The sequence below is a fragment of the Spirillospora sp. NPDC052269 genome (genome assembly GCF_040679435.1).
Classification (GTDB): Bacteria; Actinomycetota; Actinomycetes; order Streptosporangiales; family Streptosporangiaceae; genus Spirillospora.
The window spans coordinates 195,061-216,303 of sequence record NZ_JBFAUU010000008.1; the positions used below are offsets into that span (position 1 = coordinate 195,061).

Genomic DNA, 21,243 nt, shown 5'->3' on the forward strand with positions numbered 1-21,243 from the left:
ACGGTCTGTGCCCGCCGTGATGCGCGATCATGGCGGGCATGGTGGTGGAGACGGTGACGGTCCCGTGGATTCCGGTCGCGCACCGGATGGACCTGGTGTTGACGGACGGTCTGCCCGCGGACGGCAGGGTGGTCACGACGGCGTTCGTGCTGGTCATGGACGCCTCTGGCGGGACGCTGCTGACGCGGGTGGAGCGTCCGGGCCGTGGCTGGGAGGTCCCCGGCGGGCATGTGGAGCCGGGGGAGGACCCGGTGGACACGGCCGTGCGGGAGTTGGCCGAGGAGACCGGGCTGGCCGTCCGGGCCGAGGGGCTGCGGCTGTTCGGCGGGCAGGCGATCACGCTGGAGGCCGCGCCGCCGGACGGCTACGGGTATCCGCCGCGCACGTTCATGGCGTTCTTCACCGCGCGGTTGGACGTTCCGGGCCCGGTGACGTGTCCGGCGGAGGACAGTGAGTGTGCCGAGGCGGCGTGGCTGCCTCCGGAGGAGGTCGCGGTGCGCTGCGCGGGCGCGTCCTGGCTCGCACTGTACCGGCGCCTGCTCACAGCCTGAACGCGTCCGCCGCACCCGCCTGGGGGCGGGTGCGGCGGTCCGGGCATGGTCAGAACAGGATGGCGACGACCGCGCTGATCATGACCACGAGGACCACGGTGACCAGTGGCGCGGCGAGCCCGGTCGGCGGCTTCGGCCGGGCGACCGCGACCAAGTGGTGCGTTCCCTGCGGGTGTGTGCGGACGGGAGCCTTCGGCGTCGGCTGAGGCGGGACGGCCGGCCGCGACGGCACAGCCGGAGCCGGAGCCGGTGGTGCGGGAGGCACGGCGGGACGCGGTTGCGGCGCGCGCGGCAACGCCAGCGGCGGCCGAGCGGGGCGCGCCGGAGGCGGCTGCACCGGCGGGGGCGCGGGCGGAGAGGAAACCGGCGGTGCCGCAGGCGGTGTCGTCACGGGCGGCGGTGTCGCCGGAGGCTGCGAGGTCGGCGGCGGTGCCGGCGGAGCGGGGGGCGGCGGGGCCGGAGGCGTGCTCGGCGGGGGAGGCGCGGGCGGCCAGTGGCACGGCCTCCCGAAGATCACGACCCCGACCGAGACCTCGAGGTCCACGCCGGTGTGGATGCAGACGGTCGCCCCGCCCGGGTGCGGCGGCCAGGACGGGGGCACGAGTGAGACGACCTCGGTCCCCGATTCCCACCCGGCGACGGCCATGACCCCGCCCCCGCCCCCGACCACGGGGCCGGGTGGAGGTGGGGGAGGAGCCGCCTTGGCCTTCGCGTGCGGCTGGGTGGCGTCCGCTCGGGAGCGGGCCGGAGCCGAAGACGCGTCCTTCTGATCCTGACGCGGCTTCGCGGCCGGGCCGTGAGGCGCTGGCCTGTGAGCCGGGCCGTGTTTGCCGGCCGAGCCATGGCCACCGATGGGTACGGACGCCGAAGCCGTCCGAGACGGCGGCTTCAGAGTGGTGCCCGCCGTGGGCTCCACGGTGACCTCCCCCTGCGCTTCCGCAGAGCTCGTCGTGACGGGCGGGACGGGCGGGACGGGCGTGGGAGCCGGTGCCGCCGTGGCCGCTGGGCCGGCCGGGTCGCCGGTGTCGGCGGACGTCGGGGTGGCGGCGAGGTCCGGGACGAGCGCGCCGGCGGCCGCGGTGATCAGCAGGAGCGGTGGCAGGGCGAGCGCACGGCGCACCTCAGCCTCCCTGGGCGATGCGGCTGAACTCTCCGGAGACGGCGCTGAAGGCGTCGGGGTGGACGGCGATCGCGCCGGAGAACACGTGGGACATGTCGATGGCGAGGTAGATGCCGATGGCGAGCAGCGCGGCCATGAGTCCGATCGGGATCAGGGTGTGGCCGCGGGGGCGGGCGCCGCCCAGCAGCGGCAGGACGATCACGACGAGGCCGGTGAGGATGGTGATGACCAGCAGTCCGGTGGGCGGGTGGGCGCGGGCGTCCATGGCGCGCTGGTGGCGTGCGGCGGAGACCTCGGTGAGGTGGTCCAGGACGGCGGCGCGGGCGTCCTTGGAGTCGTCGCCGTCCTTGAACGGGAGGGCCGTGGTCTCGCGGCGGAGCTTGTCGAGGCGGGCCCAGCCGTCGGCGCTGAGCCGGTGGTGATCGCGCATGAGGGGCCATTCGGTGCGGCGGACGAAACCCGCGTAGTCGGCGAGCTCCGCGCGGGTGCGGGTGGCGTCGGCGGGGTCGAGGCGTCCGGCGGCCCAGTAGGTCTCGGAGAGGGCCTGCGCCTCGGTGTAGGTGTTGGAGCGGGCCGCGTCGGTGTTGGTCCACGGCACGACGATCGCGATGGCGAAGGCGAGGAGGAAGAGTGCGGACAGCATCCCCCCGGCGTGGCCGTTGGTCGGCCCGTCGGTGGCGTCGTCGTCGCTGCCGCGGCCGGTACGGCGCAGCAGTCGGCTGGCGATGACCACGACGGCGGCCGCGCACGCCGCCGCGAACAGATAGACAGGCATGGGCCCACTCCTGGTTTCCGGTCCGACACCATTACTGACGCGTCGTGATTTTACGTTCACGTTGCGTGGCTGTAGGAGTCTTTGTTCACCGGTGTGACGGGAGTGGAACCAAGAGGAATCCCCGAGGGCATGTGGAATGAGCGTTAAGGGAAGGCTTGCCCGGGGCGCGGCCCGGGCCGGGGCGTTGCTCCGTTCTGATCGTGTCCGGTTCAGAGGTCGATGCGGACGGACTGGTCGCGGAGCCAGGCGTCCATGCCGAGGACGATCTCGAAGGCGCTGCGGCGTCCGCCGAAGCCGGTGCCGACGGTGGGGTCCATGGGCCGGTCGGCCATCTCCTTGAGCGAGGCGCGGTCGACGAGCGGGATGACGGGAGCGGTCACGTCGGCGATCAGGTCGCGGATCTGGTCGCAGAGGGCCAGTTCGTAGGCGGGGTCCTGGATGGCGGGGTAGGGGCTCTTGCGGCGGTCGGCGATGGAGTCGGGCAGCAGGTGGCGGCCGGCGGCGCGCAGCAGGCTCTTCTCGTGGCCGTCGTGGGTCTTCATGGACCAGGGCGTGCCGTAGACGTACTCGATGAGCCGGTGGTCGCAGAACGGGACGCGGACCTCCAGGCCGACGGCCATGCTGGCGCGGTCCTTGCGGTCCAGCAGGATCGGCAGGAAGCGGGTGAGGTGCAGGTGGCAGACGCGGCGCATGCGGCGTTCGTGCTCGTCGTCGCCGGGGACGTCGGGGACCTCCGCGACGGCCTTGCGGTACTGCTCGGCGACGTAGCCGGCCATGTCGAGGGACTGCAGCAGGCCCCGGTCCAGGGGGCCGGGGCGGTCGGTGCCGAAGCGCTGGGAGCCGCCCTCGCGCATGCCGCGGGCGATCCAGGGGAAGGTGTCGGCGTGGACGGCGTCGTGGTCGTGGAACCAGTTGTAGCCGCCGAACACCTCGTCGGCGGACTCGCCCGACAGCGCGACCGTGGAGCGGGCGCGGATCGCGCGGAACAGCAGGTAGAGCGAGGTGTCCATGTCGCCGTTCATGGTGGGGTTGTCGTAGGCGTGGACGACGGTGGCGCGCAGTTCGGGGTCGGCGAGGCGCGTGGCGTCCACGATGATGTCGGCGTGCTCGGTCCCGGCGTGGGCGGCGAGGTCGTGGACGTAGGGGGTGTCGGGGGCGTCGCGGTGGGTGTCGGGGACGAACTGCTCGGACTGGCCGACGAAGTCGACCGCGAAGGAGCGGACGGGGCCGTGGGTGGCGGCCAGGGCGGTGATGATGCTGGAGTCCAGGCCGCCCGACAGCAGCGTGCACAGCGGGACGTCCGACACCAGCTGCCGCGCGACGATGTCCTCCAGGAGGCCGCGGACGTTGTCGATGGTGGTGGGCAGGTCGTCGGTGTGCGGGGTGGCGGGCGGTTCCCAGTAGCGGCGGACGGTGATGCCGGAGCGGCGGATCCGCAGGACGTGGCCGGGCCGGAGTTCGTGGATGTCGCGGTAGGGGGAGTTTCCGACGTCCTTGAAGAAGCCGAGGAGGCTGCGGAGGCCGTCGGCGTCCAGGACGGCGTCGGCGCCGGGGTGGGCGAGGATGGCCTTGGGTTCGGAGCCGAAGGCCAGGCCGCCGGGCAGTTGCCGCCAGTACAGGGGTTTGACGCCGAGGCGGTCGCGGACGAGCAGGAGTTCTTCGGAGCGGGTGTCCCAGACGGCGAAGGCGTACATGCCGTTGAGGTGTTCGGCGAGGGTGTCGCCCCATTGCAGGTAGGCGCGCAGGACGACCTCGGTGTCGCTGCGGGTGCGGAAGGTGTGGCCGCGGGCGGTGAGTTCGGCGCGCAGTTCGGGGAAGTTGTAGACCTCGCCGCTGTAGGTGAGGACGGCGGCGTCGGTGGCGTCCGCGCCGCCGGGCCCGGCGGGGGCGGCCATGGGCTGGCGGCCGCCCTGGATGTCGATGACGGCGAGCCGCCGGTGGCCGAGGACGGCGTGGGGCGCGGCCCACACGCCCTGGTCGTCGGGGCCGCGGCAGGCCATGGTGGCGATCATCTCCGCCGCCGTCCGGGCCGTGTCGGCGGTGGCCTGGCCCGCGGTCAGGTCGCGGCCGAAGTCCACCCATCCGGTGATTCCGCACATGATGCCCACCTTTCGTTCGGTGCGGGCGTCCCCAACCGGTTAGCCGGACAAACTTGTTTCCCGACGGTCAGGACACTTGTTGATGCCCTGAACACTGTTTGCGGACTGACTGCAAAGAGGTTCTTGCGCGTGACATGGTGCATACCGGAAGATCTTCCGTAGAGAACGCGTCAATGAGGACGATTGTTCGTCGCGGCCCGTCCGGTATGCCCGAAGCCGGAGACCTGGGGCGGGCCCGGCGGAGAAGGGAACGGCGATGCCGACCGACCTGCCGAGGGAGACACCCCGGTGACCGGCCCGAACACGCGCGGCAAGCTCGACCTGGACCCGGAGGTCGTCCGCAAGGCGCGGAACCTGGCCGCCCGGGCCGCCGAACCCGTCATCCAGATGGCCCGCACCCACACCACCGTGTCGGTCGAACGCGCACTGCTGCGCCTGTCCGGCCTGTCGGGCGCCGACGCCGAGGGACGCCCCTGGGCCAACCACCTGGTCGACACCGTCCAGGCGCAGGTCGGCCTCGAGCACGGCGTCGCCCTGCCCGTCTGGGACGCCCTCGCGCGCGGGGGGCACGGCTCCCTCGCCGACCTCGCCCAGGCCGCCGCCGCCGGACGCGTCGACTTCCGCCTGCCGACCGGCTCCGACGCCCGCACCGCCCAGGAGGGCGCCCGGCGCGCCGCCCGCGGCGGCATGGACCGCATCGACCGGCGCCGCGCCGAGCGCGACCGGATGCTCGCCGAGGTCGGCGACCCGCCCCAGCCGTGGATCTACCTCATCGTCGCCACCGGCGACATCTACGAGGACATCCCGCAGGCGCAGGCCGCCGCCCGCGAGGGCGCCGACGTCGTCGCCGTCATCCGCTCCACCGGGCAGTCGCTGCTGGACTTCGTCCCCGAGGGCGCCACCCGCGAGGGCTACGCCGGGACGTACGCCACCCAGGAGAACTTCCGGCTCATGCGCGCCGCCCTGGACGACGTGTCGCGCGAGCTCGGCCGGTACGTGCGGCTGACCAACTACGCCTCCGGGCTGTGCATGCCCGAGATCGCCACCCTCGCCGGGCTCGAGCGCCTCGACATGATGCTGAACGACTGCATGTACGGCATCATCTTCCGCGACATCAACCCCCGCCGGACGTTCATCGACCAGCGGTTCTCCCGGCAGATCCACGCCCGCGCCGGCATCGTGATCAACACTGGCGAGGACAACTACCTCACCACCGCCGACGCCGTCGACGCCGCGCACACCGTGATCGTGTCGCAGCTGCTGAACGAGCGGTTCGGGCACGAGGCGGGCCTGTCGGACGCCCAGCTCGGCCTCGGCCACGCCTTCGAGATCAACCCCAAGATCCCCGAGTCGTTCCGGCTGGAGCTCGCGCACGCCCAGCTCGTCCGGGAGCTGTTCCCGGACGCGCCGCTGAAGTACATGCCGCCCACCAAGCACATGACCGGCAACATCTTCGCCGGCTACCTGCTGGACGCGTTCTTCAACCTCGCGGGCGTCATGACCGGCCAGTCGATCATCCTCATCGGGATGATGACCGAGGGCATCCACACCCCCTGGCTGTCGGACCGCGACCTGGCCTTGGAGAACGTCCGCTACGTCCGCGACGCGGCCGGCGGCCTCGCCGAGGACTTCGTGCCCCGGCCGGACGGGTTCATCGGCGAACGCGCCCGCCGCGTCCTGTCGGAGTCCATCGACCTGCTCGACAAGGTCGAGAAGGACGGCCTGCTCACCGCCATCGCCGAGGGCACCTTCGGCGTCACCCGTCGCCCGCCGGACGCCGGCAAGGGCCTTTCCGGCGTCGTCGAACGCGCCGACGGGTATGTCAACCCCGCCATCGAGATCCTCGACAACGAGGACCCGCACGCCGCGTCCGCACCGCAGGAGGTGACCGCATGACGATCGACCCCACCGCCGCCACGGGCGGCGCGACCGGCACCGACACCGAGGCGCCGGCCGAGCCCGCCGACACCCGGCAGGTCATCCGCCCCTACGGCGACACCACCGGCGACGGCCTGGTCCAGATGTCGTTCACCCTGCCCGTCCCCGCCGGGCCCCGCGCCGACGCCGCCGCCCTGCAGCTCGCCGGGAAGATGGGCCTGGAACCGGCCAGCGTCGTCCACGCCAAGCCGATGGGCCCCGACTTCACCTTCTTCATCGTCTACGGCCGCACCAACCACCTGATCGACTACGCCTCGATCCCCGTCCCCGAGGGACGCGAGTACCCGCTGCTGTCGGCGCCCGAGATCAACCAGTCGATCCGCTCGGGCCTCGGCCGCCGCCTGGTCGTCGTCGGCGCCTGCATCGGCACCGACGCCCACACCGTCGGGATCGACGCGATCCTCAACGTCAAGGGCTTCGCGGGGGAGAAGGGCCTGGAGTACTACCGCGAGATCCAGGTGATCAACATGGGCGCCCAGGTCACCGTCGAGGAACTGGTCGCCCGCGCCAAGGACGCCGACGCGGACGCCGTCCTGGTCTCCCAGGTCGTCACCCAGCGCAACGCCCACCTGCACAACACCAAGCAGATGGCCGCCGCGTTCCACGCCGAGTACCCCACGGCCGTCGCCGCGGGCATCGGCCGGCCCCTGCTGGTCGTCGGCGGGCCCCGCTTCGACACCGTCACCCCGTCCGACCTGGGCGTGGACCGCATCTTCGGCAAGGGCACCACCCCCTCGGAGGTCGCGTCCTTCCTCGTCCACGCCCTGCTGCCCGCCGCGACCGGGGAGACCCCGTGACCGGCGGACCGACCTGCGCCGGCGCGCCCGGGGCCGACCCGCGGCTCGGCCTGACCGTCACCCACCGCCGCTACGTCCCCTACTCCCACGCCCACTACGCCGGGAACCTGGTGGACGGCGCCTACGTCCTCGGCCTGTTCGGGGACGTCGTGACCGAGGTGTGCATCCGCACCGACGGGGACGAGGGCCTGTTCGCGTCCTACTCCGACGTGCAGTTCCGCGCCCCGCTGCGCGCCGGGGACGTCGTGGAGGCCGTCGCCGAGGTCACCCGCGTCGGCCGCCGCAGCCGCACCCTGTCCCTCACCGCCCGGGTGATCTGCCGGGGCCGTCCCGACAAGGGCGAGTCGGCCGCCGAGGTCCTCGACGAGCCGGTCACCGTCGTCACCGCCACCGGCACCGTCGTCGTGCCCTGACCACTCCCACCTGCCCGTCCCACCTGCCCGGCGACCCCGCCGGGCACCCCTCCGGCGCGTCCGGCGGCGACCCCGCCGGACGGCCCGAACCCCGACCCGCGGCTGACCAGCACCGGCCCGGCCCGTCCCGCGCGACCGCCGGACGGGCCCGCCGGAGGCGGTTGACAAGGTCGCGGAACTGGGTAACTTTGCTCGAGTCCAGCACGGGACTCACCGATCGGCCGCCCCAAACGCGCACCGGCCACCGCGCCACGGCGGGCCGCGAGAACACCGCCGCCCCGTCCGAACCAGGCACGGAGCCAGGCGCCGTCCGGAGCGGAGCCGCCCGATCGAGCGGGGGTTGGACCCGGGAAGGGCCCCGACATCCAGTAGAAAACGGTGTACCTCCCCTACCGCCTGTGGGGGTGGCTCCGGCCCGACGGATGACCGGGGCCCTCTTCCGTGCCCGCACGCCGCCGGACGGGTACGTATGCGGCAGGACGGCTTTCACACGCCACTCCCGCGCGCCGGTCCCGCGCCCGCCCGGTCGTGCCAGGGCCGTCGAACCGGTAGCGTTCGGCCGTCCAGTACGGACGCCGACACATCGGACAAGGAGCCGCGGTGGCGCACGACATCCTCCCGGAACGGCAGCCGGGCCCAGGCACGGGCGACGATCCCGCCGTGTCCGCCCCCGCCGGTCCGGACGCGGGCACGGCCACCGCCACCACCGAAGCCCCGGCGAGCGAGGCCCCGGCGAGCGAGGCCCCGGCGAGCGAGGCCCCGGCGAGCGAGGCCCCGGCGAGCGAGGCCTCGGCGAGCGAGGCCCCACCCGCCGACGCCGCCGAAAGGGCCGAGGCCGCCGCTGAGACGGCCGCTGAGGCCCCCGGGGGACGCTGGGCGGGCATCAGGCGCGGCGGACGCGCCGGATGGCCCCGCCACGCCGTCACCGTCGTCGCCGGGCTCCTGCTGTGGCTGTCGTTCCCGCCCGTGGACCTGCCCTACCTGGCGTTCCCCGCCCTCGCGCTGCTCACCCTGGCGTGGCGCGGCGTCCCGGCGCGCACCGCCGCCTGGCTCGGGTTCGTCGGCGGCGCGGCGTTCTTCCTGCCTGTCCTGGAGGGCATCCACAAGGTCGGCTGGGACGGCTGGGTGGGGCTGAGCCTGGTCCAGGCGCTCTACTTCATCCCCCTGGCGGCCGGGACGGCCGTGGTCACCCGGCTGCCCCTCTGGCCGCTGTGGACCGCCGCCGCATGGGTCGCCGAGGAGGCCCTGCGCGGCCGCCAGCCGTTCGGCGGGTTCCCCTGGGCTCGGCTGGCGTTCAGCCAGACCGCCACCCCCCTCACCCCGTACGCCTCCCTCGGCGGCGCGCCCCTGGTCTCCTTCCTCACCGCCCTGGTCGGCGGGCTGCTCGCCTACGCCGCCGTCACCCTCTGGCGCCTGCGCGGGAACGGCACCGCCCCGCGCGCCACGGCCGCGCGCGGCCCGCTGCTCGGCGGCGCCGTCGCCGTCGCGCTCGCCGCGCTGGTCGTCGGCGGCGGCCTGGCCATCCCCACGCCCACGTCCGGACGGCCCGTGACCGTCGCGGTCGTCCAGGGGAACGTGCCCCGCCTCGGCCTGGACTTCCTCGGGCAGCGCCGCGCCGTCCTGGACAACCACGTCCGCGAGACCCACAAGCTCGCCGCCGAGATCCGCGCCGGTCAGGTGGCCCGCCCGCAACTGGTCATCTGGCCCGAGAACGCCAGCGACCTCGACCCGTTCACCGCGCCCGACGCCTTCCAGGCCATCGACGGCGCCGTCCGCGACGTCGGCGTGCCCGTCCTGGTCGGGGCCCTGGTCGACACCCCCGACGGGAGGCGGGTCGAGAACCGCGGCATCGTCTGGGACCCCAGGACGGGACCGGGGAACTACTACGTCAAGCGGCACCCCGTCCCGTTCGGCGAGTACCTGCCGTTCCGCGACGTCCTCACCAAGCTGATCACCCGCTTCCAGCGGATCTCCCGCGACTTCGTCAAGGGCGACCGGAGCGGCGTCATGAAGCTCGGCCCGATCACCATCGGCGACGTCATCTGCTTCGAGGTCGCCTACGACAAGGAGACCCGCGACTCCGCGCCCGGCAACGTCATGGTCGTCCAGACCAACAACGCCACCTACGGCGAGACGAGCCTGCCGCCGCAGCAGATCGCGATGTCGCGGCTGCGGGCCGTCGAGCACGGCCGGGCGGTCCTGGTCGCGGCGACGAGCGGGATCAGCGCGATCGTCGCCCCCGACGGCCGTATGATCGCCGAGTCGCGGGAGTTCGTCCCGGCCCTCCAGGTCGCCACGGTCCCCGCGCGCACATCGCGTACGATGGCGGACCGTCTGGGCGCGCTCCCCGAGTGGGCCCTCACCATCGCGGCCCTGGGGGCCGTCGCGGCCGCGCTCGGCCTGGCGCGCCGCCGCCGTGCCACCACCGCGCCGCTTCCGCAGGGCCCCGCCGTGGGCCTGACCGCGGGCCCGCCCGCGGCCGACGCGGCGGGGGACGCGGTGGGGGCCACCGTGCGGGACACTGAGGGTGCCGGCGTGCGGGAGGCCGCACGCACCGACGACGAGGAGAACTGACGCCGATGGACATCCCAGCCGACCTGGGCCGGGTCCTTGTGATCATCCCGACCTACAACGAGCGGGACAACATCGAGCGGATCGTCGGCCGCGTCCGGGCCGCCGCGCCCGGTGTGGACATCCTCGTCGCCGACGACAACAGCCCGGACGGCACCGGGCGGATCGCCGACGACCTGGCCGCAGGCGACGACCACGTCAAGGTCATGCACCGCAAGGGCAAGGAGGGCCTCGGCGCCGCCTACATCGCCGGGTTCGGCTGGGCCGCCGAGCACGGCTACGACGTCATGGTCGAGATGGACGCCGACGGCTCCCACCAGCCCGAGGAGCTGCCCCGCCTGCTCACCGCCCTGCAGGACGCCGACCTGGTCCTCGGCGCCCGCTACATCCCCGGCGGCCGCACCGAGAACTGGCCCCTCAGCCGCCAGCTCATCTCCCGCGGCGGCAACGTGTTCGTCCGCATGATGCTCGGCCTCCCGCTCCGCGACGCCACCGGCGGCTACCGCGCCTTCCGCGCCGCGACCCTGCAGAAGATCGCCCTGGACGGCGTCGACTCGCGCGGCTACTGCTTCCAGATCGACCTGGCCCGCCGCTCCCTCAAGCAGGGCCTGCGGGTCGTCGAGGTCCCCATCACCTTCGTCGAGCGCGTCCACGGCACCAGCAAGATGAGCCGCGACATCATGATCGAGGCGATGGTCCGCGTCACCCAGTGGGGCGTCGCCGACCGCGTCGCCCGCCTCCGCGGCCACCGCTGACCGGCCTCCCGCGGGGGCGCGGGGCCCGTCCGGGCGAAACCGGGGGCGCGGGCGGGGAAACGTTCGGGTGGGCGTCGGCGTTGTAGACGATGTAACGGTCCGTCCACCCGAAGCGAAGATGGAGCCATGCTGCCGCTCGTCCTGGTCCTGTCGTTCCTGCTGCTGCCCGTCCTGGAGATCGTGCTGATCATCCAGGTGGGGGAGATCATCGGCGGCTGGCCGACGGCGGGGCTCCTCGCCGCCGGAATCGTCGTGGGCGGGTGGATCGTCCGCCGCGAGGGCCGCCGCGCCTGGCGCGCCCTCAACGCCGCCCTCAGCCGGGGCGAGGTCCCCGAACGCGAACTCGGCGACGCCGCCCTGGTCATGGCCGGCGGCGTCCTGCTGATGATCCCCGGCTTCCTCACCGACCTGCTCGGGCTGCTGTTCATCCTGCCGTTCACCCGGCCCCCGCTGCGACGCCTGTTCGGCCGGCTCGCCGCCCGCCGCCTGGCCGCCGCACAGGCCCGCGCGGGCCTGTTCCCGCCCGTCATGAACGGCCCCGGCGGCCCTGCCGGCTTCGGGGCCCCTGGCCAGACGCCCTTCGGCGACCCGTTCGGCGGCGCCGCGGGCCCGTCCGGTGACTCCGGGCCGTCCCCACGCGGCACGGTCGTCCAGGGCGAGGTCATCCACGACGACGACCGCCCCTGACCCTCAGCCTCCCTGACCCCCAGCCCCCTCGGCCCACCGCGCCCGCTGACCCGCTGTTCTTCGCTCGGCGCCCAATGCCTTCCTGCACGGGGGACCGCTCCTTGAACGTCTCAAGGGCGCCAGCCCCTGCTCGGCGAGGCTCAGAGGGCCCATGGAGCCCTGGGCCGTGGGGATGGGCAACGGGCCACAGCCGTCCCCTGGTCGCGCCGCTGCGATGATCTCCACGCCGTCCGGCCGGGGCGGGCCGGTGTCGCCGGGCGGACAGACGGAGAACGCCGGGCCGCCCCCGTCGTGTGACGGGGGCGGCCCGGCGTTCGTCAGGGCAGGCGCCGGTGGATCAGGCGGACCTGCGCCGACCGGAACGAAGGATCTCCAGACGTTCGGCCAGCACCTCCTCCAGATCCTCCAGCGTTCGCCGTTCCATGAGCATGTCCCAGTGGGTGCGCGGCGGCTTGCCCTTCTTGGTTTGGGGCAGCTCGCCGTCCACCCTCAGTGCGGTCGCGCCGCAGCTGCGGCACTCCCAGGTCATGGGCACCTCGGCCTCGGCGGCGAGCGTCACGGTGAACCGGTGGCCCTTGCTGCAGGTGTAGTCGACTTCCTGGCGTGGGGCCAGATCGGTGTTGCGATCGTTCTCGTAGCTCGTCGCTCCGAGTCGGGTGCCGCGAAGTGCGCGCTCCGCCATCGTCACGTGCCTCCCAGACGGCTTGCAGTCTTGTTCAGACCAACGCTGAGTACCCCGGCAAGATTCCCAGTAGGCGGGCGATCCAACCCTGGTACTTTTCCTCGCCCGTCATCGGGCCGTGACCGGCCGTTCACCGCCCCCTGGGGGGCAGGATGTGATCGACGAGCCCGTACTCCAGGGCCTCCTGGGCGGTGAAGAACCGGGCCCGGTCGAGATCACGGCGGACGGTCCCGACGTCGCGACCGGTCGCCTCGGCCACGATCCGCTCGGTCTGGTCCCGCTGCCGCAGGATCTCCGCCGCCTGGATCTCCAGGTCGCTGGACGATCCGCGCGACACGTCCACCGCGGGCTCGTGGAGCAGGATCCGCGCCCCGGGGAGCGCCTGCCGCCTCCCCCTCGCCCCGCCCGCCAGCAGGATCGCCGCCGCCGACACCGCCTGCCCGATGCACGTCGTCTCGACGACCGGGCTGACGTACCGCATGGTGTCGTAGATCGCCAGCATGGCCGTCAGGGAGCCGCCGGGGGAGTTGATGTACAGGTTGATCGGCCGGTCGGGGTCCATGCCCTCCAGCGCCAGCAGCTGCGCGGTGACGTCGTTGGCGGCCGTGTCGTCCACCGGCGAGCCGAGGAACACGATCCGCTCCTCGAACAGCTTGTTGTACGGGGTGCTCTCCTTCACCCCGTACGACGTCCGCTCGACGTAGGACGGCATGATGTAGCGCCCCTCGGCGCGCGGCCGCGTCACGACCCGACCCGCTCGGTGGAGTCGACGACGTGGTCGACGAAGCCGTACTCGCGGGCCTGCTCGGCGGTGAACCAGCGGTCCCGGTCGCCGTCGGCGACGACCTGCTCCAGGGGCCGTCCGGTGTGCTCGGCGATCCGCTCGAACAGCGTCCGCTTGAGGTACACCGCCTGCTCGGCCTGGATCTTGATGTCCGAGGCGGTGCCGCCGATCCCGCCGGACACCTGGTGCATCATGATCCGCGCGTGCCGCAGGGCGTACCGCTTGCCGGGCGCCCCCGCGCACAGGATCATCTGCCCCATCGACGCGGCCATCCCGAGCGCGACGGTCGACACGTCGTTCGGGACGAACTGCATCATGTCGTAGATCGCCATCCCGGCGTCCACGACCCCGCCGGGGGAGTTGACGTACAGGGTGATGTCGCGCCGGCCGTCCTGCGCCGCGAGCAGCAGCAGCTGCGCGCACACCCGGTTGGCGACCTGGTCGTCGACCTCCTCGCCCAGGAACACGATCCGCTGGCCCAGCAGCCGCTGGGCCAGGGCCTCGTTCCCCAGTGCCGCCTCCGGCGCCGCGACCGACGCCCGGGACCTCCCCATGAACGTCTCCGCCTGCCCGAACCTGTCCCCGACCAGCATGGCGCCTCCATGATCATCTGTACAACTGGTACTGACTGTACAGATTGGAGCGTAGGGCGCGCGGAAGTCCCGCGCCAGGAGGGGAGGGACGGTTTCGCTATACGATGAATCTCGTGGAAGTGCCGGTTACGGAAGCTCGAGCCCAGTTCGCCGACCTGGTCAACAAGGTCGCCTACACCGGCGAGCCTGTGGCCATCACCCGCCGCGGCCGCGTGATGGCCGCGCTGGTGTCCCCTGAGGACCTGGAGCTGCTGAAGAGCCTGCGCGCGCAGCGCTACGACCTCACGCAGGCGGAATCCCGCCCCGCGGCCCCCGAACAGACGGGGGAGGACCGCCGTCCGAACGGGCCGCTCCAGATCGCCGCGGAGTACCGCCCTGCCATGCCACCACCGGGCCACCGCCCCGGCTTCATCCGCTGACGCGCCCGGAAACCGGGCCACCGCCCCCAGGGGCGGACGGCCGCCGACGCGCGCGAAGCATCGTCGGCGGCCGCGAGCCTGGTCCGTCGCCCATCTGCTCCGGCCTCTGGACCGCGTCCCGGCTCCGAATCTAGGCTGCGGGTGGCGCTCTGACCGCTCTCGGTCTTTTCGGAGGTAGGGGAATGGCGGCTTCGTACGACTCGGCGTCCGCCGCCCGCGTGTTCGACGCCCTCGGCGCCGAGTACGAGCGCGCCTACGGCCACCTGCCCGAACACCACGCGGCACTCGACTGGCTGATCGCGCGACTGCCGTCCAGGGCGCGCGTCCTGGACATCGGCAGCGGCACCGGCCGGCCGACGGCGGAACGGCTGGCGGAGGCGGGTCACCAGGTCACCGGGATCGACATCTCGGCGACCATGGTCGAGATCGCCGCCAGGCAGGTTCCGGCGGCGACCTTCCAGCAGGTCGACGTCCGCGCCTTCGAGACCGAACCCGGCTCGTGGGACGCGATCTGCGCCTTCTTCCCACTCCTGCAGCTGCCCCGGCCCGAACTGGACGCCGCCCTCGCAGAGATCGCGACCTGGATCGCCCCCGGCGGCCACCTGGTCCTCGCCACCGTCCCGGCGGACGTGGAGGGAGTCGAGATCACCTGGATGGGCGAGCGGGTGCGCGCCACCAGCCATCCCGCCGAGGTGTACCTGGAACGCCTGACCTCGGCCGGACTGACCGTCCTGCACGCCCAGGTCAGCCAATTCGTCCCGGACTTCCCGGGCATGGGCCCAGAGGACCAACTCTTCTGCTACGCCCACCGCCCGACCACCACGCCCGAGCCGTAGACACGGCCCCTTGCCTCCACGGCGTGTGGTGTCGTGACCCGAGATGGGAAAGCGCCGTGCGCCGCGAGCCCTATTGGTCGATCATGCGGATGCCGTGGTCGCCGTACCGGGCCCCCTGGGCTCCGGCGGCGGGGACGGCGGCGTCGATGGCGCCGAGGTCGGCCTCGGTCAGGTCCAGGTCGACGGCGGCCAGGTTGTCGCGCAGGTGGGGGCGGCGTGAGCTGCCGGGGATGGGGATGACGTCGCCGCCACGGGTGAGGAGCCAGGCGAGGGCGATCCGGGCGGGTGTCACGCCCTTGGCGGTGGCGAGTTCGGTGATGGCCTCGACGATGGCCAGGTTGGCCTTGAGGTCGTCCCCGTTGTAGCGAGGAGCGGTGGCGCGGAAGTCGCCGCTCTCATAGCGCGTGGACGGGCGGACGGCCCCGGTGAGCAGTCCTCGGCCGAGCGGGCTGTAGGCGACCAGGGCGGCGCCGAGGTCCCGGAGCGCGGGCAGGACGTCGTCCTCGACATGGCGCTCCCACAGCGAGTACTCCGTCTGGACCGCGCTGATCGGGTGGACGGCGTGGGCACGGCGGAGCGTGCCGGCCGAGACCTCGGACAGGCCGACGTGGCGCACCTTGCCCTGGGCGACCAGGTCGGCCATCGCGCCGACCGACTCCTCAACGGGGACGGCCGGATCGACGCGGGCGAGGTAGTACAGGTCGATGCGATCGGTGCCGAGCCGGCGCAGAGACGCCTCGCAGGCCCGGCGCAGGCTGTCCGGCGAGCCGTCGGGGACGAGCCCGCCGGCGGCCCGCCGTACACCCGTCTTGGTCGCCAGGAAGACCCGGTCCCGATGAGGGCCGAGAGTCGCGCCGAGGAGTTCCTCGTTGGCTCCGTCGCCGTAGAAGTCGCCGGTGTCGAACATGGTGACGCCGGAGTCGAGGGCGTCCAGCAGGGTGGCCGCGGCCTCCTGTGCGTCGGCGGGACCGTAGATGCCGGTCATGCTCATGCAGCCGAGACCGAGCCGGGAGACCGCGGGGCCGTCGGTGCCAAGGGGGGTGCTGTGCATCGTTTCTCCGTCAGACTTCCAGGGCCGCGCGGAGGAACTCGCGGATCTCCGCTTGGGCGATCTCGGCCTGCGGTTCCAGGCCCGGCAGGGTGAGGAACGCGTGCCGCGCTCCCGGGTACTCGGTGAGCCGTACGGACGTTCCGGCGGCGCGCAGGCGCTCGGCGTAGCGGCGGCCGTGGTCGGCGAGCGCGTCCCGGGTCGGCACCACCAGCAGCGCGGGGGCGAGCCCGCCCAGGTCGTCCGCCTGCAGCGGTGAGAACGCGCGGGCGTCGGTTCCCGGCGGGACGGCGAGCCGCCGCAGGAGCCGCAGCAGCGGCAGGGCGCGGCTCGGGCTGTAGGCGTACTCCTCGATGGACGGATGGTCGTACATCGCCTCGGTCACGTCGACGGCGGAGTTGACCAGCACCTGCGCCTTGAGCCGCAGGCCGGCCTCCCGGGCCCGGATGGCCGTCAGCGCGCTGACCAGCCCGCCGAAGCTCTCGCCGAACACGGCCGTGCGCGTCGGATCGGCGCCCCACTGCGAGGCGTTCTCCAGCACGTGCTGGAGCACGTCCCAGCCGTCGTCGGCGGCGTCCGCGAGCGTGCTGTCCGGCGCGACGAGGCGGTGCTCGACCGACACGACGAGCGCGGGCAGCCGCGCGGCGAGGTGGCTGCTGGTCCAGTCGCACTGCGCGGCCGTGCCCACGAAACCGCCCCCATGAACATGGATCACGAGCGGCAGACCGGCCGCGTCGCCGTCGCCCGTCGACACCGGCCGGTACACCCGAACCGGCAGGTCACGCCCCGGCAGTGCGACGTCCTGCCACTCGATCGAGGCCCCGGGGTCGGGCTCCCCGAGGAACGCGCGCGCCTCGCCGGACGCCCGCCAACGGTTCTCCGCAGTGCGGTAGACGGCCAGCTCCTCGTCCGTGATCGCCGAGAAATCCGGCTCCGGCACCCGTCCGACAGCAGTGGTCTCACCCATGACTCCGCCTCTCCCTCACTCCCGGCCGGGGACTCCGGCCGACGCGTTGCCATCATTATGCACGCGGTGCGTGCAACGGCAAGTGCATAGACTAGGCTGAGCCGGGACGAGAGGGGCGAGATGGCAGGTCGAAGGCGTTGGACCACGGAGGAGATCCTGGCGACGGCTGAGGAGATGCTGCGCACGAGCGGCACCGAGTCGTTCAGCGTGCGCAAGCTCGCCGCCGTGCTCGGAACCGACTCCTCCAGCCTCTACCGGCACTTCCGCAACAAGACCGAGCTGCTGCGCGCCGTCGCCGACCGGATCCTGATGTCCGCGATGGACGGCTACCAGCCTGCGGACGACTGGAAGCAGCGCATCACCACGACGGCCCTGCGCCTGCGTGAGGCCTTCGGGCAGCACCCCCAGCTCGCGGTGATCTGGGGACGCTACGGATCCGGCGGCACCGGTTCCCGGCTCGTCATGGAGGAGGTGCTCCAGGCCCTGCAGGCCTCAGGCCTGCCCGACGAGGAGATCCCGTCCCGCTACCACCGGATCGTGATCCTCCTCGCCGCGCTGATCGCCTCCGAGGCCGGCATCGGCACCCTCACCCCGAGCGAGTACGAACAGGGCATGGAGCAGTTCCGCGTCGCGGTCCTCGGCGCCGACCCCGACCGCTTCCCCGCCCTGGCCCACTTCGCCCGCGAGATCCGCCCCCTCGGCGCCGACCGCGGCACCGCGTTCGACGAGATCCTCGCCGCCCACCTCACCCAACTCGAAACCGCAATCCCCTAACGCGCCCCCGCGCCCCCTCGGCGACGCCGCAGCACCCCGCCCTGAGCGCGTGCGCCCAGGGCGGGATCGGCTAGTGGGGCCAGAGGTTTCGGGCGGAGAGGACGTGGCGGAGGGCCACCAGGTCGTCGGTCATGATGCCGTCGATACCGATGTCGATGAGGCGGTCCATGACGGCGGGGTCGTTGACGGTCCAGGCGTGGACCTTCAGGCCCAGGTCGTGGGCCTTGGCGACGAAGGCCTCGGTGACGAAGGGGAGGGGGCCCAGGCCGTAGGGGACCTGGGCGCAGGCCACGCCGGTGGAGGCCAGGCGGACGAGTTTGCCGGTGGGGCCGCCGTAGGACTTGGCGCGCAGGGCCATGACGCCGCGGGGGCCCAGTGAGGTGCAGACGTCCCGGTCGGTGAACAGGGGGAGGCGGGCGCGCATCTGGGTGAGGCGGCGGGTGGAGAAGGACGTCAGGCAGACGCGGTCCCAGGCGTTGGCCCGGTGCAGGACGCGGGCGAGGGGGCCGATGACCGACGCTTCCTTGAGGTCGATGTTGAAGCGGGCCTCGGGGAAGGCGTCGAGGAGGTCCTCGAGGCGGGGGATGGGCTCGGTGCCGTGGATGCGGGCGCGGGCGACCTTGGAGTAGGGGAGGGCCGCGACGGTGCCGGTCCGGTCGGTGACGCGGTCGAGGGTCCGGTCGTGGAAGGCCACGACGACGCCGTCGGCGGTGGCGTGGGCGTCGGTCTCCATGTAGCGGTAGCCGAGGTCGAAGGCGCGCTGGAAGGCCGCGAGGGAGTTCTCGGGGCGTCCGCCGGCGCCGCCCCGGTGGGCGAACGCGATGGGGCCGGGGTGATCGAGGAAGGCGTAGGAGCTACTTGACCGCACTCACCAGATTATGGCGGGTTTCGGCGGTCCGTATCGCATTCCAGCCCATACCTTACTATGTAAAGGCCCTGGGCCGGAGCAATGCCCCGGGACTCACCACCCAGCCTCATCTCCGATGAGGCAAGCCGCGCGCGAGCGGTTCGTTCAAGACGGCGCCGGGTGGGGGAGCGAGCCTGGCGGTATGGCTGAGAAGACCTTCACTCCTGCGCTGGGACGCTTCGCGCCGGCGCGTTTCTTCGATCCGGTGGTCGCGTTGACGCGTGAGCGGCTGTGGCGGGCGCTGGCCGTCATGCACGTCGCGGCGCGTCCGGGCGAGGTGGTGGTGGACGTGGGGTGCGGCACGGGGGCGACCGCGCTGCTGGTGAGCCGGACCGAGCCGCGGGCGCGGGTGGTGGCGGTGGATCCGGACGAGAGTGTGCTGGCGATCGCGCGGCGCAAGGCGGTGGACGCCAGCGCGGAGGTGCGGTGGGAGCTCGGGATGGGGGACGCGCTGCCGGAGCTGGTGGGGGCCGGGGTGGCGGACGCGGTGGTGTCGACGCTGGTGCTGCATCAGGTTCCGCTGGAGGGGAAGCGGGCGGTGCTCGCGGCCATGTGGGCGGTGCTGCGTCCGGGCGGCCGGGTGGTGATCGCCGACTACGGGTTGCAGCGGACGCGGTTGATGCGGCTGGGGTTTCGGCTGGTGCAGTTCGCTGACGGCGTGGAGGACACGCGTCCGAACGCCGAGGGTGTGCTGCCGGAGTTGATGGTGGAGGCGGGGTTCGGGGGTGTGCGGGAGGTCGAGGTGGTGTCAACGGTGACCGGGTCGGTCTCGGTGTACGTCGGTGTCCGGGGCGGGGCGTAGGGCGGGCAGGACGGCGGCGGGGGTCAGGCCGAGCATTTCGCGCATCCATCGGGTGAGGTGTGCCTGGTCGGCGAAGCCGCCTGCGGTGGCGGCGTCCGCGAGGGTCCGTCCTGCGCGGAGCGCGTCGACGGTGCGGCGGAGTTGGTTCCAGACGCGCCAGCGGGCGAGGGGCATGCCGAGTTGCCGGCGGGCCAGGCCGCGGAGTCGTTGGGGGGAGAGGCCGACGAGGGCGGCCAGGTCGTCCATGGGGACGGTCCGGTCCGTGAGGGCGTCCATGGCGGTGAGCAGGCGGGGGTCGAGTTCGGTGGACGGTCGGGCGCCGGCGTGGCGGAGGTCGGTTTCGGTGAGGTGGCGCAGTTCGGGGGCGGCGCGGATGGCGGGGTCGGGGTGGCGTAGCCGGTCGGCGAAGGCGCTTTGCGGCTCGATGAAGAAGACGCGCAGGTCGGTCGTCGTGAGCATCTGGTGCGGGGTCATGGGTGGGACGAGGAGGGTGGGGGCGCGGTGGGTGGTTCCGGTGGCGTCGCGGAGGGCGGCGTCACCGTGGGTGGCGATGGTGATCTGGAAGGCGGCGTGGCGGTGGGGGCGGGTGTTCCAGGAGGGGCCTTGGTAGTGGGCGTAGCCGTGTCCGGTGGTGAAGTGCACGGGGTCAGGCGTGGTCGCGGTGGTCGTGGTGGTGGCGGGGTTGGGAGATGCCGTCGATGCCGTGTTGGAGTTGGGAGTAGCGGAGGGGGCCGTCGCCGAGGAGGGCCGTGACCAGGACGCTCCATTTGTCGCCGACGCGGTCGAGGACGTCGCGGAGTTGGCAGGTGGGGGTGGCGGCGCTGACGGGTTCGTGGGTGGGGCGAGTATCGGTGTGCGTTGCGCGGGGCAGGGTGCCTTCTTCCGTCATGGGGGCATTGTCGTTGGGGGTTTCTGTGCGCACAACGTGTAGCCAACGCACAGGAAGTGCGGTGTCTTGTGATGGTGAATGTCGATGTCCTGCGGCGTCGTCCGGGGGCGTTCGGTGTTTCTGGTGAGAGGGAGTGGGTGGCGTGATGCGTGCGGTGGCTTTCGGTGGGTTCGATGAGGCTCTGGTACTGACGGAGTTGGCGGTTCCGGTGCCGGCGGCGTTGAACGCGGTGGACGCGGTTTCGCCGTCTGTGGGGGAGACGGTGCTGGTGTCGGGTGCGACCGGTGGTGTGGGGGCGTTCGCGGTGCAGTTCGCCGCGTCGCGTGGGGCGCGGGTGATCGCGACGGCGGAGCCGGGTGCGGGGGCGGCGTTCGTGACGGCGCTGGGCGCGGCGCATGTCGTCGGTCGTGAGGATCTGGTGGAGGGGGTGCGGGAGGTCGCTCCGGGTGGGGTGGACGCGGCGGTGCATCTGGCCGGTGACGGTGCGGTGGTGTCGGGGCTGGTGGTCGATGGTGGACGGTTCGCGTCCGCGGTGCGTTTCGTGCCGGACGACGCGGCGGCGCGGGGTGTGCGGGCGGTGGCGATCGTGTCGGATCCGAGTCCGGAGACTCTGCGGAGGCTGGCGGACGATGTGGTCGCGGGTCGGTTGCGGGTGCGGATTGCGCGGCGTTGCGCGCTGGCGGAGGCGGTGGAGGCGATCGGTGACTTCGTGAGCGGGACGCTCGGGAAGTTCTCCGTGTCGGTTGCGGGGTGACCAGGGTTTGACGCGGGTGTGAAGGGCGCCGGATCTCACCGGCTCGGGTTCTCCTGGGGCGTTGAGATCCGGGGCCTTTCCC

The 21,243-nt window shown here is 72.8% G+C and carries 23 protein-coding genes; 12 read left to right on the forward strand and 11 right to left on the reverse strand.

Annotated elements, in window-relative coordinates; all coding sequences use genetic code 11:
• Window positions 1-38: 38 nt before the first annotated feature.
• Window positions 39-551, forward strand: coding sequence for an NUDIX hydrolase (locus AB0L06_RS19130; protein WP_500232357.1), 513 nt, complete (start codon window positions 39-41; stop codon window positions 549-551).
• A 1,121-nt stretch (window positions 552-1,672) separates the two neighbouring features.
• Here AB0L06_RS19130 and AB0L06_RS19135 read toward each other — a convergent pair.
• Both AB0L06_RS19135 and asnB read right to left on the reverse strand, forming a co-directional pair.
• Window positions 1,673-2,446, reverse strand: a complete 774-nt coding sequence (locus AB0L06_RS19135; RefSeq protein WP_500232358.1) for a bestrophin-like domain — start codon at window positions 2,444-2,446, stop codon at window positions 1,673-1,675.
• Window positions 2,447-2,655: 209 nt separating this feature from the next.
• Complete coding sequence (gene asnB, locus AB0L06_RS19140) at window positions 2,656-4,545, reverse strand: asparagine synthase (glutamine-hydrolyzing) (protein WP_500232359.1); 1,890 nt, start codon at window positions 4,543-4,545, stop codon at window positions 2,656-2,658.
• Between the two features lie 288 nt (window positions 4,546-4,833).
• Here asnB and kamD point away from each other — a divergent pair, with 288 nt between their 5' ends.
• Genes kamD through kal form a run of 3 tightly spaced genes read left to right on the forward strand, consistent with a single transcriptional unit; the run spans window position 4,834 to window position 7,693 of the window.
• Window positions 4,834-6,441: a lysine 5,6-aminomutase subunit alpha gene (kamD, locus tag AB0L06_RS19145; RefSeq protein ID WP_500232360.1), complete on the forward strand. Its 1,608-nt coding sequence runs from the start codon at window positions 4,834-4,836 to the stop codon at window positions 6,439-6,441.
• Window positions 6,438-7,280 carry a lysine 5,6-aminomutase subunit beta gene (gene kamE, locus AB0L06_RS19150; protein WP_500232361.1) on the forward strand — a complete coding sequence of 281 codons (843 nt, stop codon included), beginning with the start codon at window positions 6,438-6,440 and terminating at the stop codon, window positions 7,278-7,280. Before kamD ends, kamE begins: the two co-directional genes overlap by 4 nt.
• On the forward strand, window positions 7,277-7,693 hold the full coding sequence (gene kal, locus AB0L06_RS19155; RefSeq protein ID WP_500232362.1) for a 3-aminobutyryl-CoA ammonia lyase: 417 nt from the start codon (window positions 7,277-7,279) through the stop codon (window positions 7,691-7,693). Before kamE ends, kal begins: the two co-directional genes overlap by 4 nt.
• A gap of 389 nt (window positions 7,694-8,082) precedes the next feature.
• Here the strand turns inward: kal and AB0L06_RS19160 are convergent, their stop codons facing one another.
• Entirely contained in the window at window positions 8,083-8,577 is a 495-nt protein-coding gene (locus AB0L06_RS19160) for a pentapeptide repeat-containing protein (RefSeq protein WP_500232521.1), read from the reverse strand.
• Between AB0L06_RS19160 and lnt the strand changes: the two genes are divergently transcribed.
• The 3 genes from lnt to AB0L06_RS19175 all read left to right on the forward strand — a co-directional run bounded on the left by lnt (window position 8,576) and on the right by AB0L06_RS19175 (window position 11,706).
• Window positions 8,576-10,267 carry an apolipoprotein N-acyltransferase gene (lnt, locus tag AB0L06_RS19165; RefSeq protein ID WP_500232522.1) on the forward strand — a complete coding sequence of 564 codons (1,692 nt, stop codon included), beginning with the start codon at window positions 8,576-8,578 and terminating at the stop codon, window positions 10,265-10,267. The genes AB0L06_RS19160 and lnt overlap by 2 nt on opposite strands.
• Before the next feature lie 5 nt (window positions 10,268-10,272).
• Complete coding sequence (locus tag AB0L06_RS19170; protein WP_500232363.1) at window positions 10,273-11,019, forward strand: polyprenol monophosphomannose synthase; 747 nt, start codon at window positions 10,273-10,275, stop codon at window positions 11,017-11,019.
• Window positions 11,020-11,145: 126 nt separating this feature from the next.
• Window positions 11,146-11,706, forward strand: a complete 561-nt coding sequence (locus tag AB0L06_RS19175) for an FxsA family protein (protein ID WP_500232364.1) — start codon at window positions 11,146-11,148, stop codon at window positions 11,704-11,706.
• A 337-nt stretch (window positions 11,707-12,043) separates the two neighbouring features.
• On the opposite strand, the gene AB0L06_RS19180 is transcribed toward AB0L06_RS19175, so the two are convergent.
• The 3 genes from AB0L06_RS19180 to AB0L06_RS19190 all read right to left on the reverse strand — a co-directional run bounded on the left by AB0L06_RS19180 (window position 12,044) and on the right by AB0L06_RS19190 (window position 13,726).
• The gene (locus tag AB0L06_RS19180; RefSeq protein WP_500232523.1) at window positions 12,044-12,388 is read right to left on the reverse strand and encodes an RNA polymerase-binding protein RbpA; all 345 of its coding nucleotides are present in this window, start codon (window positions 12,386-12,388) and stop codon (window positions 12,044-12,046) included.
• 130 nt (window positions 12,389-12,518) lie between these two features.
• On the reverse strand, window positions 12,519-13,100 hold the full coding sequence (locus AB0L06_RS19185; RefSeq protein ID WP_500232524.1) for an ATP-dependent Clp protease proteolytic subunit: 582 nt from the start codon (window positions 13,098-13,100) through the stop codon (window positions 12,519-12,521).
• Window positions 13,101-13,129: 29 nt separating this feature from the next.
• Complete coding sequence (locus AB0L06_RS19190; protein ID WP_500232525.1) at window positions 13,130-13,726, reverse strand: ClpP family protease; 597 nt, start codon at window positions 13,724-13,726, stop codon at window positions 13,130-13,132.
• Between the two features lie 143 nt (window positions 13,727-13,869).
• Here AB0L06_RS19190 and AB0L06_RS19195 point away from each other — a divergent pair, with 143 nt between their 5' ends.
• Both AB0L06_RS19195 and AB0L06_RS19200 read left to right on the forward strand, forming a co-directional pair.
• Window positions 13,870-14,184 (forward strand): type II toxin-antitoxin system Phd/YefM family antitoxin, encoded by a 315-nt coding sequence (locus AB0L06_RS19195; protein ID WP_500232365.1) that lies wholly within the window; start codon window positions 13,870-13,872, stop codon window positions 14,182-14,184.
• Between the two features lie 182 nt (window positions 14,185-14,366).
• Window positions 14,367-15,020 (forward strand): class I SAM-dependent methyltransferase, encoded by a 654-nt coding sequence (locus tag AB0L06_RS19200; protein WP_500232366.1) that lies wholly within the window; start codon window positions 14,367-14,369, stop codon window positions 15,018-15,020.
• 70 nt (window positions 15,021-15,090) lie between these two features.
• Here AB0L06_RS19200 and AB0L06_RS19205 read toward each other — a convergent pair whose 3' ends face one another.
• Both AB0L06_RS19205 and AB0L06_RS19210 read right to left on the reverse strand, forming a co-directional pair.
• Entirely contained in the window at window positions 15,091-16,071 is a 981-nt protein-coding gene (locus tag AB0L06_RS19205) for an aldo/keto reductase (protein ID WP_500232367.1), read from the reverse strand.
• A 10-nt stretch (window positions 16,072-16,081) separates the two neighbouring features.
• Window positions 16,082-17,035: an alpha/beta hydrolase gene (locus AB0L06_RS19210; protein WP_500232368.1), complete on the reverse strand. Its 954-nt coding sequence runs from the start codon at window positions 17,033-17,035 to the stop codon at window positions 16,082-16,084.
• Between the two features lie 120 nt (window positions 17,036-17,155).
• Between AB0L06_RS19210 and AB0L06_RS19215 the strand changes: the two genes are divergently transcribed.
• A complete protein-coding gene (locus AB0L06_RS19215) occupies window positions 17,156-17,809 on the forward strand; it encodes a TetR/AcrR family transcriptional regulator (protein WP_500232369.1) in 654 nt (217 codons plus the stop codon).
• Window positions 17,810-17,879: 70 nt separating this feature from the next.
• On the opposite strand, the gene AB0L06_RS19220 is transcribed toward AB0L06_RS19215, so the two are convergent.
• The gene (locus AB0L06_RS19220; RefSeq protein WP_500232370.1) at window positions 17,880-18,677 is read right to left on the reverse strand and encodes a glycerophosphodiester phosphodiesterase family protein; all 798 of its coding nucleotides are present in this window, start codon (window positions 18,675-18,677) and stop codon (window positions 17,880-17,882) included.
• A gap of 181 nt (window positions 18,678-18,858) precedes the next feature.
• Between AB0L06_RS19220 and AB0L06_RS19225 the strand changes: the two genes are divergently transcribed.
• Entirely contained in the window at window positions 18,859-19,518 is a 660-nt protein-coding gene (locus AB0L06_RS19225; RefSeq protein WP_500232371.1) for a class I SAM-dependent methyltransferase, read from the forward strand.
• Here the strand turns inward: AB0L06_RS19225 and AB0L06_RS19230 are convergent.
• Both AB0L06_RS19230 and AB0L06_RS19235 read right to left on the reverse strand, forming a co-directional pair.
• Window positions 19,465-20,160 (reverse strand): helix-turn-helix domain-containing protein, encoded by a 696-nt coding sequence (locus AB0L06_RS19230; protein ID WP_500232372.1) that lies wholly within the window; start codon window positions 20,158-20,160, stop codon window positions 19,465-19,467. The two genes, AB0L06_RS19225 and AB0L06_RS19230, sit on opposite strands and share 54 nt — an antisense overlap.
• A 4-nt stretch (window positions 20,161-20,164) precedes the next feature.
• The gene (locus AB0L06_RS19235) at window positions 20,165-20,407 is read right to left on the reverse strand and encodes a winged helix-turn-helix transcriptional regulator (RefSeq protein WP_500232373.1); all 243 of its coding nucleotides are present in this window, start codon (window positions 20,405-20,407) and stop codon (window positions 20,165-20,167) included.
• 145 nt (window positions 20,408-20,552) lie between these two features.
• Between AB0L06_RS19235 and AB0L06_RS19240 the strand changes: the two genes are divergently transcribed.
• Window positions 20,553-21,161, forward strand: coding sequence for a zinc-binding dehydrogenase (locus AB0L06_RS19240; RefSeq protein ID WP_500232526.1), 609 nt, complete (start codon window positions 20,553-20,555; stop codon window positions 21,159-21,161).
• The last annotated feature ends 82 nt before the right edge of the window (window positions 21,162-21,243 follow it).